This window comes from Streptomyces phyllanthi (assembly GCF_009377205.1).
Classification (GTDB): domain Bacteria; phylum Actinomycetota; class Actinomycetes; order Streptomycetales; family Streptomycetaceae; genus Streptomyces; species Streptomyces phyllanthi.
Map to the genome: position 1 here is coordinate 1 of NZ_VJZE01000187.1, position 15,763 is coordinate 15,763.

The 15,763-nt window shown below is 71.3% G+C and carries 12 protein-coding genes; 9 read left to right on the top strand and 3 right to left on the bottom strand.

All coding sequences use genetic code 11. The annotated features are described in order from the left end of the window. On the bottom strand, window positions 1-2,196 hold a 2,196-nt coding region (locus FNH04_RS24410), incomplete at its 3' end, for an AfsR/SARP family transcriptional regulator (RefSeq protein ID WP_152787681.1). A gap of 253 nt (window positions 2,197-2,449) precedes the next feature. On the opposite strand from FNH04_RS24410, the gene FNH04_RS24415 reads away from it, so the two are divergent. Then, entirely contained in the window at window positions 2,450-3,706 is a 1,257-nt protein-coding gene (locus FNH04_RS24415) for an amidohydrolase family protein (RefSeq protein WP_152787683.1), read from the top strand. Between the two features lie 14 nt (window positions 3,707-3,720). Further along, window positions 3,721-4,626: an LLM class F420-dependent oxidoreductase gene (locus FNH04_RS24420; protein ID WP_152787685.1), complete on the top strand. Its 906-nt coding sequence runs from the start codon at window positions 3,721-3,723 to the stop codon at window positions 4,624-4,626. A gap of 217 nt (window positions 4,627-4,843) precedes the next feature. Here the strand turns inward: FNH04_RS24420 and FNH04_RS24425 are convergent, their stop codons facing one another. Continuing rightward, entirely contained in the window at window positions 4,844-5,815 is a 972-nt protein-coding gene (locus FNH04_RS24425; protein ID WP_152787687.1) for an AraC family transcriptional regulator, read from the bottom strand. An 83-nt stretch (window positions 5,816-5,898) separates the two neighbouring features. Here FNH04_RS24425 and FNH04_RS24430 point away from each other — a divergent pair, with 83 nt between their 5' ends. From FNH04_RS24430 to FNH04_RS24460, 7 genes are all read left to right on the top strand, one after another. Then, a complete protein-coding gene (locus FNH04_RS24430) occupies window positions 5,899-6,741 on the top strand; it encodes an NmrA family NAD(P)-binding protein (protein WP_152787689.1) in 843 nt (280 codons plus the stop codon). Window positions 6,742-7,015: 274 nt separating this feature from the next. Continuing rightward, a complete protein-coding gene (gene abc-f / locus FNH04_RS24435; RefSeq protein WP_152787691.1) occupies window positions 7,016-8,677 on the top strand; it encodes a ribosomal protection-like ABC-F family protein in 1,662 nt (553 codons plus the stop codon). A 68-nt stretch (window positions 8,678-8,745) separates the two neighbouring features. Next, a complete protein-coding gene (locus tag FNH04_RS24440; RefSeq protein ID WP_152787693.1) occupies window positions 8,746-9,696 on the top strand; it encodes a phosphotransferase in 951 nt (316 codons plus the stop codon). A gap of 121 nt (window positions 9,697-9,817) precedes the next feature. Beyond that, window positions 9,818-10,594, top strand: a complete 777-nt coding sequence (locus FNH04_RS24445) for an SDR family NAD(P)-dependent oxidoreductase (RefSeq protein ID WP_152787695.1) — start codon at window positions 9,818-9,820, stop codon at window positions 10,592-10,594. 126 nt (window positions 10,595-10,720) lie between these two features. Continuing rightward, window positions 10,721-11,839 (top strand): LLM class flavin-dependent oxidoreductase, encoded by a 1,119-nt coding sequence (locus FNH04_RS24450; RefSeq protein WP_152787697.1) that lies wholly within the window; start codon window positions 10,721-10,723, stop codon window positions 11,837-11,839. A gap of 97 nt (window positions 11,840-11,936) precedes the next feature. Further along, window positions 11,937-13,667, top strand: a complete 1,731-nt coding sequence (locus tag FNH04_RS24455) for an N-acyl-D-amino-acid deacylase family protein (protein ID WP_152787699.1) — start codon at window positions 11,937-11,939, stop codon at window positions 13,665-13,667. Then, entirely contained in the window at window positions 13,664-15,133 is a 1,470-nt protein-coding gene (locus FNH04_RS24460) for an aldehyde dehydrogenase family protein (RefSeq protein ID WP_322723726.1), read from the top strand. Before FNH04_RS24455 ends, FNH04_RS24460 begins: the two co-directional genes overlap by 4 nt. 22 nt (window positions 15,134-15,155) lie before the next feature. Here the strand turns inward: FNH04_RS24460 and FNH04_RS24465 are convergent. Then, window positions 15,156-15,763 (bottom strand): SAM-dependent methyltransferase (locus FNH04_RS24465; RefSeq protein ID WP_152787701.1); only part of this gene is annotated, 608 nt, incomplete at its 5' end.

Genomic DNA, 15,763 nt, shown 5'->3' on the forward strand with positions numbered 1-15,763 from the left:
GGCGGTCGTCTCGTACTGGTGGGAGTTGGCCCCGGACTCGGTGAGGTCCTTGGCCGCCCAGAGGAGATCGACCCCGCCCCGCAGCCGGTCCCCGCCCACGGACTGCCGTACGCAGGCCAGCAGGCAGGCCGCCTCCGTGTACAGCCAGTCCAGGGCACGGGCTCCCTCAGTGAAGCGCAGCCCCGCGTACCGGGTCGGCTCCAGGTGGTCCACCAGCCGGTCCCCCGGCCGCTCGATCGCGTACACCCCCGCCGCCGTGGCCAGATAGAAGTCCAGCAGCCGCGACAGCGCCGCGTCCCGCTCGGCCGGCGGATGCTCGTCCCGTTCGGCGCACGCACGCGCGTAGAGCCGTACCAAGTCGTGGAACCGGTAGCGTCCCGGCGCCGCCGACTCCAGCAGCGACGTGTCGACCAGGGCCTCCAGGAGGTCCTCGGTCGCGTCCACCGAAAGGTCCAGTACGGCGGCCGCGGCGGCCAGCGAGATGTCCGGGCCGTCGGCCAGGCCGAGCAGCCGGAAGGCGCGGGCCTGGGCCGGCTCCAGCTGCCCGTACCCCAGCTCGAAGGTGGCCTTCACGGCCAGGTCCCCGGCCTGGAGCTCGTCCAGCCGGCGCCGCTCGTCCGCGAGCTTCGCCGCGAGCACCGACACCGTCCACGTCCTCCGCGCCGCCAGCCGGGACGCGGCGATGCGGATCGCCAGCGGCAGGAAACCGCAGGCCGCCACGACGTCGAGCGCCGCCTCCCGCTCCGCGGCGACCCGCTCCTCGCCCACGATCCTCGTGAACAGCAGGAGCGCCTCGTCCGGGGACAGCACGTCCAGGTCCACCAGATGCGCCCCGGCCAGGTCCACCATGCGCACCCGCGACGTGACGAGCGCCGCGCACCCCGCGGTCCCCGGCAGCAGGGGCCGCACCTGGGCCGCGTCCCGCGCGTTGTCCAGGAGCACCAGCACCCGGCGGCCGTCCAGCACCGAGCGGTACAGCGCCGCCCGCTCCTCCAGCGAGTCCGGGATCGCCTCGTCCGCGGTACCCAGGGCCCGCAGGAAGGCGCCCAGCACCGTCTCCGGCTCCGCCGCCCGGGCGCCCGCTCCCTGGAGGTCCACGTACAGCTGGCCGTCCGGGAAGGCCCCCCGCGCCCGGTGGGCGACATGGACGGCCAGCGTCGTCTTGCCGACACCGCCGATCCCCGCCAGCGCCGACACCGCCATCACCCGGCCCTCGTCCGCGGAGGCCGCGCTCAGCACCTCGCCCAGCTCGGCCACGAGGGACGTCCGGCCCGTGAAGTCCGGGACGCTCGCGGGCAGCTGGGCCGGCCGCACCGGTCCCGCCGCGGGCTCCGGGGTCAGCGGGGCCGAGGGGGCCGCCAGGCCCGGATCCGCCCGCAGGATCCGCTGCTGGAGGTCCTTGAGGCCCGGCCGCGGGTCCACCCCGAGTTCCTCGGCCAGCAGGCGCCGCGTGTCCGCGTACACCGCGAGGGCCTCCGCCTGGCGGCCGCTCCGGTACAGCGCCAGCATCAGCAGCTCGCGCAACCGCTCCCGCAGCGGGTACGCCGCCGTCAGGGCCGTCAGCTCCGAGACCGCCTCCGCGTGGCAGCCCTGTTCGAGGTCCATGTCCGTGCGGCTCTCGACGAGCTGCAGCCGCCACTCGTCGAGCCGGGCCCGCTGCGTCTCCGCGTACGGGCCGGGGACGCTCGCCAGGACCTCCCCGTCCCACAGGCTCAGGGCCTTGTTCAGCAGGGCGCGGGCGTGGCACAGGTCGCCCGCCGCCTTCGCCTTCTCCGCGTCGGCCGCCAGCTCCTGGGCCAGCGCCAGGTCCAGGGAGCCGCTCGTGCCGGACCCGGCGTGCTGGTCGGCGAGCCGGATGGCGTAGCCGCCCGACTCACTGACCAGCACGCCGGGGGAGAGGACCTTGCGCAGCCGGGAGGCGTAGGTGCGTACGGCGGCCAGGGCCTGGGACGGCGGCTCGTCGCCCCACAGCGCGTCGATCAGTTCGCCCGCCGTGGCCGTACGGCCCTCGCGGAGCAGCAGCGCGGCCAGCAGGGCGCGTTGCTGTGGCGAACCGGTGGCCAGGAGCTCCGCCCCGCGCCAGGCGCGCACCGGGCCGAGCACGCTGAAGCGCAACGGCGCCGACTCCGCGACGGCCGGCGGCCGCGCGTCCTCGGGCCCGCGCTGCTCGGGCACTCGCGGTACAACGTCGTCCATCGCCGCCCCCTGGTCTCCCTGACAACCAAGCCAGTTTGCCTTGTTCACGGCGGATGCGTCAGCCGTGGGAGACACCGATCACAGGCCGCCACGCGGGAGGACACAAGCCCCACACACCCTCTCCGCACAGGTTCGCACACAAGTCGACCGCAAACCCTGCCGCACAGGAAGGGCTGACGATGCGTCAGCTCACGTCCGGCATCGGCCCCGCACGGCAGCTGACGATGCGTCAGATCGGCGCTACCGTGCCCGTATGGACACCAAGCAGACCCCGCAGCCCTCCCCGTCCCCCTTCCCGAAGATCATCTCCGTCGACGACCACACGGTGGAGCCCCCGGACGTCTGGCAGGACCGCCTGCCGAAGAAGTACCGGGACATCGGCCCCCGCATAGTCCGGGCACCCCTGAAGGAAATGACCTTCCTGGGCGGGAAGTTCGCCCCGGTCATGGGCGCCCCCGGCGACGACGGCCCCATCGGCGACTGGTGGGTGTACGAGGACCTGCACCGGCCCCTCACGCGGCTCGACACCGCCGTCGGGTACAGCAGGGACGAGATCAAGCTGGAGGTCATCACGTACGAGCAGATGCGCCCGGGCTCGTACGACGTCAAGGAGCGCCTCGCCGACATGGACGTCAACCACGTGCAGTCGGCCCTGTGCTTCCCCACCTTCCCGCGCTTCTGCGGCCAGACGTTCACGGAGGCCCAGGACCGTGAGCTGGGCCTGCTCGGGGTCAGGGCCTACAACGACTGGATGGTGGAGGAGTGGTGCGGTCCCGAGGCCCGGGGCCGGCTTGTCCCGCTCACCCTGATCCCCCTCTGGGACGCCGAACTGGCGGCCGAGGAGGTACGGCGCAACGCCGCGCGCGGCGTCCGGGCCGTCGCCTTCTCCGAGATCCCCCCGCACCTGGGCCTGCCCTCCGTCCACACCGACGACTGGGACCCGTTCCTCGCCGCGTGCGACGAGACGGGAACGGTCATCGCGATGCACATCGGCTCGTCCAGCAGGATGCCGTCCACCTCCGCCGACGCCCCGCCCGCCGTCGGCTCCACCATCACCTTCGCCAACTGCTGCTTCTCGATGGTCGACTGGCTGATGAGCGGCAAGTTCGAGCGCTTCCCGAACCTCAGGGTGATGTACGCGGAGGGCCAGATCGGCTGGATCCCGTACATCCTGGAGCGCGCGGACGTGGTCTGGGAGGAGAACCGCGCCTGGGGCGGTGTGGCCGACAAGGTCCACCGCCCGCCGTCCGAGCTGTTCGCCGACCACGTGTACGGCTGCTTCTTCGACGACGCCTTCGGGCTCCGCAACCTCGACGCCATCGGGGTCGGCAACGTCCTGTACGAGACCGACTACCCCCACTCCGACTCCACCTGGCCCGAGTCCCGCCAGGTCGGCGAGTCCCAGATGGGGCACCTGGACCCGGACGTGGTCGACCGGATCGTACGGCGCAACGCCATCGAGCTGCTGGGGCTGACGGAGGACGGGCTGTGGGCGGGGGGTACCAGGTGAGTCTCCGGTACGGGATGCAGCTCCCCGTCCAGTCCCAGAGCACCCTCTACGCCGAGCCCTGGGAGGCCGACGCCGGTCCGGACGACCTCGCCGAGATCGCGCGCACCGCCGACCGCTCCGGCTTCGCGTACATCGCGAGCTGCGACCACGTCGCCATCCCGCGCCGCCTCGCGGCCGCGATGAGCACCGTCTGGTACGACCCGGTCGCCACGCTCGCCTTCCTGGCCGGGGTCACCGAACGTGTACGGCTGCTCAGCCATGTCGCGGTCGTCGGCCTTCGGCACCCTCTCGTCACGGCCAAGCAGTACGCGACCCTCGACCACCTCTCCGGAGGCCGGCTGATCCTCGGGGTGGGCGCCGGGCACGTACGCGAGGAGTTCGAGGCGCTGGGCATCGACTTCGAGAGCCGGGGTGCCGTACTGGACGAGTCGATCGAGGCGCTCAGGGCTGCCCTCGGACCGGACGAGTTCCCGGCCCACCACGGGAAGTCGTACGACTTCGAGGGGCTCGGCCAGCGTCCACGGCCCGCGCAGGAGCACGTCCCCCTCTGGGTCGGCGGTTCCTCGCCCGCGGCCGTACGGCGGGCCGCGCTCAAGGGGGACGGCTGGCTGCCGCAGGGAGACCCGCGCGACCGGCTGCCCGCGCAGATCGCGAAGCTCGGGCAACTGCGGGAGGAGGCGGGCCTGGCCGGCCGGCCCTTCACTGTCGGCGCCATCACCGAGCCGCTGTACGTCGGTGAGCCGGGCTGGAACGTCGGCCGCCGCACGCTCAGCGGCCCGCCGGAAGCCCTCGCCGAGTCGCTGCGGGCGTACCGCGCGATGGGCGTGGACCAGATCCAGATCCGGTTCCGCAGCCGGAGCCGTACGGAACTCACCGACCAGATGGGTGTGTTCGGGGGTGAGGTGGGGCCGTTGCTGTAGGGCCCGCGACCCAGCCGGTGCGCCCCCCGGGGGGCCGCCCCCGTTGGCGAATCCGTCGGGTGAGGGCAATTGGCTGCTGAGTCTCATGACATGCCGTCCAGTGCGGCGTGTCGCTGGGACTCCAGAGCCAATTGACGGCCTCTCCAGGAAGTCGGCGGTGTGGAGGGGCTTCAGTGGATCGTCTCGCTGGAGGTCGCCGACGGCAGGGGTGTCCCGCTCATGGGGACTGTTTCTCTGCTCCGCTTGTTGTTCGGAACCGGGTCCGGTGCTGTTGCGGGGTGATCCCGCGTTCTCGTTTGAACGCGGTGCTGAGGGCGGAGGCACTTGCGTAGCCGACCCGTCGGGCCACGGCCTCGATCGTCGCTTCTGGTTCTTGGAGCAGGTCGGCGGCCATGTCCAGCCGCCAGTCGGCGAGGTAGGCGATCGGTGCTTGGCCGACGAGCTGGGTGAAGCGGCGGGCGAGAGTCGCTCGAGAGACCCCGACTTCGGACGCGAGGGCGCTCACCGTCCAGGGCGAGGCGGGATCGCCGTGCAAGTGGCGCAGCGCCTGGCCCACGACAGGGTCGGACAGGGCGCGGTACCAGGCCGGGGCTCCGGTCTCGGCCTGCGCGAGCCACGCTCGGAGCGAGGTGACGAGGAGAAGGTCCAGCAACCTGTCCAAAACGACCTGCTGACCAGGTTCCTCCCGGATGACTTCCTCGGCGAGCAACCCAACCGGGTCGAGGCGACGCTGAGGATGATGAGGGAGGACCAGCGCCGGCGGGAGAGCGCGGAGGAGTCTGTTGCTGACTTCGCCGGTCATCCGGTACTTCCCGATCAGCATCACGGTCGCGTCGCGGGGGACGTCGTTTCCCCAGGTGCGAGGACCCAGATCAACGGCCTCGCGCAGGTGTTCACCCGACGGTGTCATGCGATGAGGGCCTGGTCGGATGACCGTCTGGACGGGCGTGGAGGGTGTGTCGGCGAAGGTGTAGGGGTCCGGCCCTCGCATCAACGCGACGCCGCCGGGGCTGAGGCGCCTGGCCGCGCCGGCCTCGGGGATCACCCAGGCCGTGCCGTGAGTGAGGGCCACGACACTCAGCGGGGCCGCGTCTTCCACCCGGACTGACCAGGGCGGGCTCTGGACGGAACGCAGGATGAAGGCGCCCCGGGCTCTGGGGCCGGCCAAGAGGCCGGACAGTGCGTCCATGGGCCTCCAGGTTAGACGCTCAAGCACGAAATCGAGCTTCCCGGCTATTCAGCGTCTGTCCGGTGGTGCCGTGTACTTGCGGCATGAGGGCAACGAACAGCAGCAAGAAGACGCTGGTTCTGGCCGGGACGGGCAAGACCGGGCGACGTGTGGTCGAGCGCCTGGCCGCGCGGGGTCTGCCGGTTCGGGTCGGCTCGCGCAAGGGGACGCCACCCTTCGATTGGCAGGTGACCGCTACCTGGGCGCCCGCGCTGCAGGGGGTGGAGGCGGTGTACGTGGCATATCACCCGGACGCGGCGTTTCCCGGGGCCGCGGAGGCGGTGGGGTCGTTCGCCGGCCAAGCGGTGCGCTGCGGTGTGACGCGGCTGGTGCTGCTGGCTGACCGCGGGGCAAGCGAGGCGGAGCGCTGCGAGCGGGCAGTGCGTGAATCGGGTGCCGAGTGGACCATCGTGCGCACCGGCTTCATCTCTCAGAACTTCAGCGAGGACGTCCTCACCGGTGCGGTGCGGGCAGGCGTGTTGGCACTGCCGGCCGGCGAGGTGGCAGAGCCGTTCACCGACGCCGAGGATATCGCTGACGTCGCTGCCGCGGCTCTCACCGAAGACCGTCACGTCCGTGAGACTTACGACGTGACCGGTCCACGTCTGATGACCTTTGCCGAAGCGGTCGCAGAGATCGGCAGGGCCATCGGGCGCACAGTCCGGTACCAGGCAATCAGCAAGGAACGGTTCTCCGTCGCTCTCCAGGAGAAGGGGACACCGGCGCAGCTCGCGGAGCCGCTGGCTGACCTCATGGCCGAGGTCTTCGACGGTCGCAGGGCCCGACTTGGTGATGGCGTCCACCGCGCTGTCGGCCGACCGCCCCGAGACTTCGCCGACTACGTCCGCGACACGGCCGCCACCGGCATCTGGGCCCCTACTCGATAGCGAGGCCAGGCCGCGACACCGGTGTGACCTTGGACATCGACTGCATGCGCGCGAGTAGGGCTCGCCGGGAGGTGAGCCGGAGGAATCGGTGGCGCGGGGCAGCGGCTCGGAGGTGGCGCGGCTCACAGAAGTTGTACTGCGCGCGAGTGGAGACGATACGCACCGTCTTGTTATGGTGGGGGCATGCGCTTCTTCTACTTCCTCTGAGTTCGGGCACGGCCGATGCCGCCGTCTCTGCTGCCCGTGGATCCTTCGCATCCCCAGAGGAAGTCGCATGCGCGAACGCGCCCATACCGCTGTGTCCGCTGCCGTGGCGCAGCTGTCCGTCAAGGACGTCACCAAGTCCTACGGCACCCGGACCGTCCTCGACCAGGTCACGTTCACCGTCCGCCCGGGCGAGAAGGCCGCCGTCATCGGCGAGAACGGCTCCGGCAAGTCCACCCTGCTGCGGCTGCTGGCCGCGTCCGAGGCGCCGGACGCCGGGGAGATCACCGTTGGTTTCCCCGGTGGCGTCGGCCACCTCACCCAGACCCTTGACCTCGACCCGGACTGCACCGTGCGGGACGCCGTCGATCTCGCGCTCGCCGAACTGCGTGACATGGAGCACCGGATGCGTGCGGCCGAGGAGGGCCTCGGTGAGGCGTCGGAGGGCGAACTCGCCGCGTACGGCGAGCTGCTGACCGCGTACGAGGAACGCGGCGGATACGAGGCGGACGCCCGCGTCGACGCCGCCATGCACGGGCTCGGGCTCGCCGGGATCACCCGCGACCGCGTGCTCGGCTCGCTCTCCGGTGGTGAGCAGGGGCGGCTCGCGCTCGCCTGCGTGCTGGCCGCCGCCCCCGAGCTGCTGCTCCTTGACGAGCCGACGAACCACCTCGACGCGGCGGCCGTGCGCTGGCTGGAGGAGCACCTGCGCGCGCACCGGGGCACCGTCGTCGTGGTCTCGCACGACCGCGGCTTCCTGGAGCGCCTCGCCACCACGATCCTGGAGGTGGACCGGGATGCGCGCACGGTGCACCGGTACGGCGACGGCTGGGCCGGCTACCGCACCGCGAAGGCCGCCGCCCGGCGCCTCGCGGAGCAGCGGTACGCGGACTGGCTCGCGGAGGTGGCCCGTACCGAGGAGCTGGTCGAGGCGGCCGGGAAGCGGCTGGCCACCACCGGCAAGGACCCGCGGCAGGGCTTCGGCAAGCACCGCCGCTCGCACGAGGCGAAACTCGGCGGGCAGGTGCGGGCGGCCCGGGAGCGGCTGGCCCACCTGCGGCGCAACCCGGTGGCGGCGCCGCCGGAACCGCTGCGGTTCACGGCGGCACTGTCGGCGGCGGGCGGCGGGCATTCCGCACCCGTAGAGCACCCGCTCGCCGAGCTCGACGGCGTGATGGTCGGCGAGCGGCTGCGCTTGGACGGGCTGCTGGCGATCACGCCCGTGCAGCGGCTGCTGGTCACGGGCGAGAACGGCGCGGGCAAGACGACGCTGCTGCGTGTCCTGGCGGGCGACCTGGAGCCGGACGCGGGTACGGTGCGCCGACCTGCCCGGATCGGGTACCTGGCTCAGGAGCTGCCCGCGTGCTCCACGTGGCTCCCCCTGCTCGCCGCCTTTGCGGCCGACGGGGAAGGGACACCCGAGGAGTCGCAGGAGTACGCCGAACAGCTGCTGGCGCTCGGCCTGTTCCGTGAGGAGGACCTGCACGTCCCGGTCGCGGCGCTGTCCGCCGGACAGCAGCGGCGGCTGCAGATCGCGCGCCTGGTGACCCGGCCCGCGGACCTTCTGGTCCTCGACGAGCCGACGAACCACATCGCGCTCGACCTGGTCGAGGACCTGGAGGCGGCGCTCGCCGCTTACCCGGGAGCGGTGGTCGTGGTCTCCCACGACCGCGGCTTCCGTGAGCGGTTCGAGGGGGAGCGGCTGGAGCTGCTCGGGGGCCGCTGGTGTTGACCGGTTCTTTCCCTCGACGACACCCACTCGACGACACCCAACCCACGACCTGGAACGAAAGGCGAGCCATGAATGACTTCCTGACACCGCGACACATCGCCCGCCGCACCTCCGCCGCAGTCGACGCGGCTGTCGGAGCGGGGCGCGAACTCGGACTCACGGTGACGGACGCCACGGTGCTTTATGAGCTGTTCTCCGTCGTTGTCCACCTCGCGCCCTCACCGGTCGTGGCCCGGATCCCGACCGTCCTGCCGCCCTCCGCGGACCTCGGTTCGCAGGCGCGCCGCCAGCAGGCGGAACTCGACGTGACACGGTGGCTCGCGGACCAGGGAACCCCTGTCATCGCGCCTAGCCCTCTCGTGCCACGGGAACCCGTTCAACGCGACGGGTTCTCGATGACCTTCTGGCCGTTCGTCGAGGAGGACCGGGACAAGGAGCCCGACTACATGGCGAACTCCGAAAGCGTTGCCGACCTGCACGCCGCGATGCGCGCGTACCCCGGCCGGCTGTCGTTTCTGTCCGCGGCCGAACCGCGGTTCATCACGGAAAGCCTCGCCGTGCTCGAAGAGCGTGCCGACCTCATCGGTCCGGCCGACCTGGACCACGCACGCCGCGAGTGGCAGGTCCTGGAACCTCTCGTGCGCTCACGCACGGCGTTCGAGGCAGCGTTCCCGGGGATCGATCTCCAGCCCATCCACGGCGACTCCCCGCCCGCGAACATCTTCTCCGGGGTGGAGGGGGACCTCTACGCCGACTTCGAGCTGGTCACGTTGGGTCCCGTCGAGTGGGACCTGGCCGCGCTCGGGCCTGACCTGGAATCCGCCTACAACCGCGGTGCCCGGCGCAACGGCATGAGGCCGCTGAACGAGGACGTCCTGGGTTTCGTGAACACCGTAGGGATGCTGCGGGCCATCGCTTCCCTCACGCTCGTACCGCAACTGCCCCAGCTGATGGAGTACTTGAAGCCCGCCGTCGACCAATGGCGGACGATGTCGTTCGCCGACGGCATGACCGGCTGATACCGGCGAGTACGCATGTCCAGGGCCATCGCCATCTGATGGTACGTCAGATATGACGCTACGATACCGGCCTCCACTCATGCGAAGGGCTCGCACGCCGGGCCCGTGCGAAGGGGGTCCCATGGGCAAGCTGGACGGACGTGTCGTCCTCGTCACCGGAGCGGCGCGCGGACAGGGGGAGCAGGAGGCCCGTCTGTTCGCCGGGGAAGGCGCCAAGGTCGTCGTGGCCGATGTGCTCGACGACCAGGGTGAGGCGCTCGCGAAGGAGCTGGGCGCGCTCCACGTGCATCTCGATGTGAGCCGAGAGGACGACTGGCAGGCCGCTGTGGCGGCAGCCAAGAACGCGTACGGGCGGATCGACGGGCTCGTCAACAACGCGGGGATCCTGCGCTTCAACAAGCTGGTCAAGACGCCGTTGGAGGAGTTCCAGCAGGTCGTGCAGGTGAACCAGGTGGGGGTCTTCCTGGGGATCAAGACCGTGGCTCCCGAGATCGCGGCGGCGGGCGGCGGCACGATCGTCAACACCGCCTCGTACACGGGGGTGACCGGTATGGCGTACGTGGGCGCCTACAGCGCGACCAAGCACGCGATCGTCGGGCTGACGAGGGTGGCGGCGCTGGAGCTGGCCGGGAAGGGGATACGGGTCAACGCCGTCTGTCCGGGTGCCATCGACACCGCCATGACCAATCCGGCGCAGCTCGACCCGGACGCCGATCCGGAGAAGGCGGCGGAGGCCCTCGACGCGTACTACCGCAAGCTCGTGCCGCTCGGGCGGGTCGGCAGGCCCGAGGAGGTGGCCCGGCTCGCGCTCTTCCTCACCTGCGACGACTCCTCCTACATCACCGGGCAGCCGTTCGTGATCGACGGGGGGTGGCTGGCGGGGGTCAGCGCCGTCTGACCGCCTCCCCGGTCCTTCATCTGACTGGTCGTCAGCTATTGACGGTGCAGGGGTGCGGTGCCACAGTCGGCCACAGAAGCCGATCTGACGATCTGTCAGAAAACTGACTGGGGACGGTGAACCTCCTTGGAATTCGGGCTCTTTGTACAGGGATACGTGGGCAAGCGGGCCGAGACCGACCCGCTCGCGGAGCACAAGGCGCTGATGGAGGAGACCGAGTACGTCATCGAGGCGGACAAGTCCGGCTTCAAGTACGCCTGGGCGTCCGAGCACCACTTCCTGGAGGAGTACTCGCACCTCTCCGCCAACGACGTGTTCCTGGGGTACCTGGCGCACGCCACCGAGCGGATCCATCTGGGTTCGGGGATCTTCAACCCCCTCGCCCAGGTCAACCACCCGGTGAAGGTCGCCGAGAAGGTCGCGATGCTCGACCACCTCAGCGAGAACCGTTTCGAGTTCGGCAGCGGGCGCGGCGCGGGCAGCCACGAGATCCTCGGCTTCATCCCCGGTGTGACCGACATGAACTACACCAAGGAGATCTGGGAAGAGACCATCGCCGAGTTCCCGAAGATGTGGCTCCAGGACGAGTACGTGGGCTTCCAGGGCAAGCACTGGTCGCTCCCGCCGCGCAAGGTCCTGCCGAAGCCGTACGGGAAGTCGCACCCGGCGATGTGGTACGCGGCCGGCTCCCCGCCCTCGTACGCCATGGCCGCGAAGAAGGGGCTGGGCGTGCTCGGCTTCAGCGTGCAGAAGGTCTCCGACATGGAGTGGGTGCTGGAGCAGTACAAGACGGCGATCGTGGACGCCGAGCCGATCGGGGACTTCGTCAACGACAACGTCATGGTGACGTCGACCGCGATCTGCGCGCCGACGCACGCCGAGGCGGTGCGGATCGCCGCGAGTGGTGGGCTGCACTACCTGCCGTCGCTCGTCTTCCGGTACCACGACACGTTTCCTCGGCCCGAGGGGTTCCCGGAGTGGCCGGAGACCCTTCCCGAGTACACCGAGGAGATCATCGAGCTTCTCATCGCCGAGGAGCTGCTGATCTGCGGAGACCCGGACGAGGTGCTCACGCAGTGCAAGCGGTGGGAGCAGGCGGGGGCGGATCAGCTGAGCTTCGGCCTTCCGGTGGGGATCTCGCGGGAGGAGACGCTGCAGACGATCCGGCTGGTGGGGGAGCACGTGATTCCGAAGATCGATACGGATCCCGTTCATCGGACTACGCGGTTCCGGGGGGCTGCCTGAGGTTCGGATGGCGACTGCGGGTTGTTCGTGGTTGCTCGCGCAGTTCCCCGCGCCCCTCACGGGGCGCGTCCCTACTCGGCCCAGGAGGTAAGCGCTCATGCTCGACCACGTCATCAAAGGCGCGACCGTCGTCGACGGCACCGGCGCGCCCGCCTTCATCGCCGACGTGGGCGTGCGCGACGGGCGGATCGCCGTCGTCGGGTCCGTCACCGAGGAGGCCCGGACCATAGAGGACGCCACCGGGCTCGTCCTCGCCCCCGGCTTCGTCGACCCGCACACCCACTACGACGCCCAGCTCTTCTGGGACCCGTACGCGACCCCGTCCCTGAACCACGGGGTGACCACGGTCGCGGGCGGCAACTGCGGTTTCACGCTGGCCCCGCTGAACCCGGACCGCCCCGAGGACGCCGACTACACCCGCCGCATGATGTCGAAGGTCGAGGGCATGTCCCTGGTCGCCCTGGAGGAGGGCGCGCCCTGGAGCTGGCACAGCTTCGGGGAGTACCTGGACGCCCTGGAGGGCCGTATCGCGGTCAACGCGGGCTTCATGGTGGGGCACTGTGCGCTGCGCCGGTACGTCATGGGCCCGGACGCGGTCGGCGGGCAGCCCTCGCCCGAGCAGCTCGACGCGATGGTACGGCTGCTGGGCGAGGCGATGGAGGCGGGCGCCTGGGGGCTGTCCACCACCCAGTCGAGCTCCCACTCGGACGGCGACGGCAAGCCGGTCGCCTCCCGGCACGCGAAGCCCGCCGAACTGCTGGCGCTCTCGCGGGCCGTCGGAGAGTACGAGGGCACCCAGATCGAGGCGATCGTGGCGGGCTGCCTGGACCAGTTCAGTGACGAGGAGATCGACCTCTTCGTGGAGATGACCGCGTCCGCGGGCCGCCCCCTGAACTGGAACGTGCTCACGATCGACGCGTCCGTCCCCGAGCGCGTCCCCAGGCAGCTGGAGGCGAGTGAGCGCGCCCGCAAGGCCGGCGGCCGGATCGTGGCGCTGACCATGCCGATCCTCACGCCCATGAACATGTCCCTCGGGACCTTCTGCGCGCTGAACCTGATCCCGGGGTGGGGCCCGATCCTGGCCCTGCCCGTGCCGGAGCGGATCGCGAAGCTGCGTGACCCGGAGGTCCGCGCGGAGATGCTGCGGCGCGCGGACTCCAGGGAGGCGGGTGTCTTCCGGCGCCTGGCCCACTTCGGGCGGTACGTCATCGGGGACACCTACAGCGCGGCCAACGAGGGCCTGACCGGCCGGGTCGTACGGGACATCGCGGCCGAACGCGGTCAGGAACCCTTCGAGTGCCTGGTGGAGATCTGCGCGGCGGACGACCTGCGTACGGTCCTGTGGCCCATGCCCACCGACAACGACCCCGACTCCTGGGCCCTGCGCGCCGAGACCTGGCGGCACGGGGACGTCATGCTGGGCGGCTCGGACGCGGGCGCCCACCTGGACCGGATGTGCGGAGCCCCCTATACGACCCGCTTCCTCGGGGACTGTCTGCGCGGCCGGAAGCTGGTCCCGCTGGAGCAGGCGGTGAAGATGCTGACGGACGACCCGGCACAGCTCTTCGGCCTCCGCGACCGGGGACGCGTCCAGGAGGGCTTCCACGCGGACCTGGTCCTGTTCGACCCGGAGCGGATCGACGCCGGCAAGGCCACCCTGGTCCACGACCTGCCGGGAGACAGCCCGCGGCTGGACTCGAAGGCGATCGGCGTACGGGCGGTCTGGGTCAACGGGGTCGAGGCGATCCGGGACGACGTGGTGACGGGCGCCGTACCGGGCCGGGTGCTGCGCTCCGGGCGGGACACGAGGACGGTGAGTACCAGGTGACGCCGAAGGCGCCCGATCGTCAGCGGCTGTTCGTCGGCGGCTCGTGGGTCGAACCGGACGGCGGGCACTACGAGGTGACCGACCCGGCGACCGGGGGCGTCGTCGGGTGGGCGCCGGAGGCCTCGCGGGACCAGGTGCACGCGGCCGCCGCCGCGGCCCGTGAGGCGTTCGGCCCGTGGTCGCGCACGCCCGCCGAGGAGCGGGCGGCGATCCTGGCCCGTACCGCGGAGATCATCCAGCGCCAGCTGGTGCCGTACGCGGACCTCGCCCAGGCCGAGAGCGGCGCCACGACGGGCACGGCGCGCGGAATGCAGGTGGCGGTGGCGGCCTCCCGCTTCAAGCGGTACGCGAAGGGCGCCCTGGAACCGGTCGAACAGCCGCTGCCGCCGCAGGTCAACGAGGCGGGCCCGTTCGGCAGGGCGGCGGTGATGGGCGCCCTCGCCGTACGTCAGCCCGTCGGCGTGGTCACGTGCGTCACGTCGTACAACAACCCCTGGGCCAACCCGGCCGGCAAGATCGCCCCCGCCCTGGCCATGGGCAACACGGTGGTGGTGAAACCCGCCCCCCAGGACCCTCTGTCCGTCTACCGCATGGCGGAGGCACTGGAGGCGGCGGGCGCGCCCCCGGGTGTGGTGAACGTGGTCAGCGGCTCGGGGGCGGAGGTGGGTGAGGCGGCTGTCGACTCGCCCGACGTCGACATGGTGAGCTTCACCGGGTCGACGGCCGTCGGGCAGCGTATCGCCGAGGTGTGCGGCCGGGGCATGAAACGGCAGCTGATGGAGCTGGGCGGCAAGGGCGCGGCGATCGTCTTCGACGACGCGGACCTCGCGTCGGCGGTGGCGGGCATCGGCACGACGTTCTCCTTCTACACCGGCCAGATCTGCACGGCACCGACGCGGGTGCTGGCGCAGAGGGGCGTGTACGAGGCGCTGGTGACGCGACTGGCGGCGTACGCGGGGGCGCTGAAGGTGGGTGACCCCCGTGAGCAGGGCACGGTCGTCGGCCCGGTGATCTCGGCCGCGCACCGGGACCGCGTGGAGTCGTACGTCGAACTGGGCCGCAAGGAGGGCGCCAGGGTCGTCACGGGCGGCGAACGGCCCGCTCTCGCCTCCGGCTTCTACGTCACCCCGACCCTCCTCGCGGACTGCACCCCCGACATGCGGGTGGTCCGGGAGGAGATCTTCGGCCCGGTGGTCGTGGTCCTCCCCTTCGACGACGAGGAGGAGGCGGTGATTCTGGCCAACGACAGCGACTACGGCCTCATCGACTACGTCTGGTCGGGCGACGTGGCCCGTGCCTTCCGCGTGGCCCGGCGGCTGCGGTCCGGTGGAGTGGGCGTCAACACCGTGGGCCGCAACATGGAGGCCCCGTTCGGTGGCTTCAGGAAGAGCGGGGTGGGGCGGGACGTCGGGTCGTACGCGCTGCACGCGTACAGCGAGGTGCAGGCGATCGTGTGGGCGGGGTGAGCCCCCGGCCCCCGGCCCCCGGTCACCGCAGGTCGTCCGGTGTCCGCCGCAGTACGAGCGTGACGAAGCCGAGGGTGCGGCGGTAGCCGTGCAGCCAGCCGGCGCGGTGCTCGGCGGCGGCCGCGAGCGCCTTCCCGCTGTCCGGGTCGGTGGGGTGGTCGAGGGCCCAGCGGGACAGGGACCCGGTCCAGGACCACTCGTACTCGTCCCACTCCTCGGTGGTGCTGATGTGCCCGTACACGGGCGTCCACCCCTCCGCGGCGATTCTGTCGACGGTGGTGCCGAGATCGGCGAAGTCGTCGGCGGTGAATCCGACATCGAGGGTGCCCCGGTCCGGCTCGCGCTCCCAGAACCCGTCGCCGATCAGCGCCGTACCGCCCGGGGCGAGGTGATGGCGTACCGCTTCGAGGGTGGGCAGCAGCCCGCCGAAGGCGTGGGCGGCGCCGACGCAGAGCACGAGGTCGAACCGCTGGTCGGCGGTGAACTCCCCGGCGTCCCCGGCGTGCAGGGTGACCCGGTCGCCGAGCCCTCGCGCCGCGATGTCCCGGCGCGCCCGGGCGAGGGTGTCACCGTCCAGGTCGACCCCGTGCGCGATGATCCCCGGCCGCCCCTCCAGCGCCCGTACGAGCC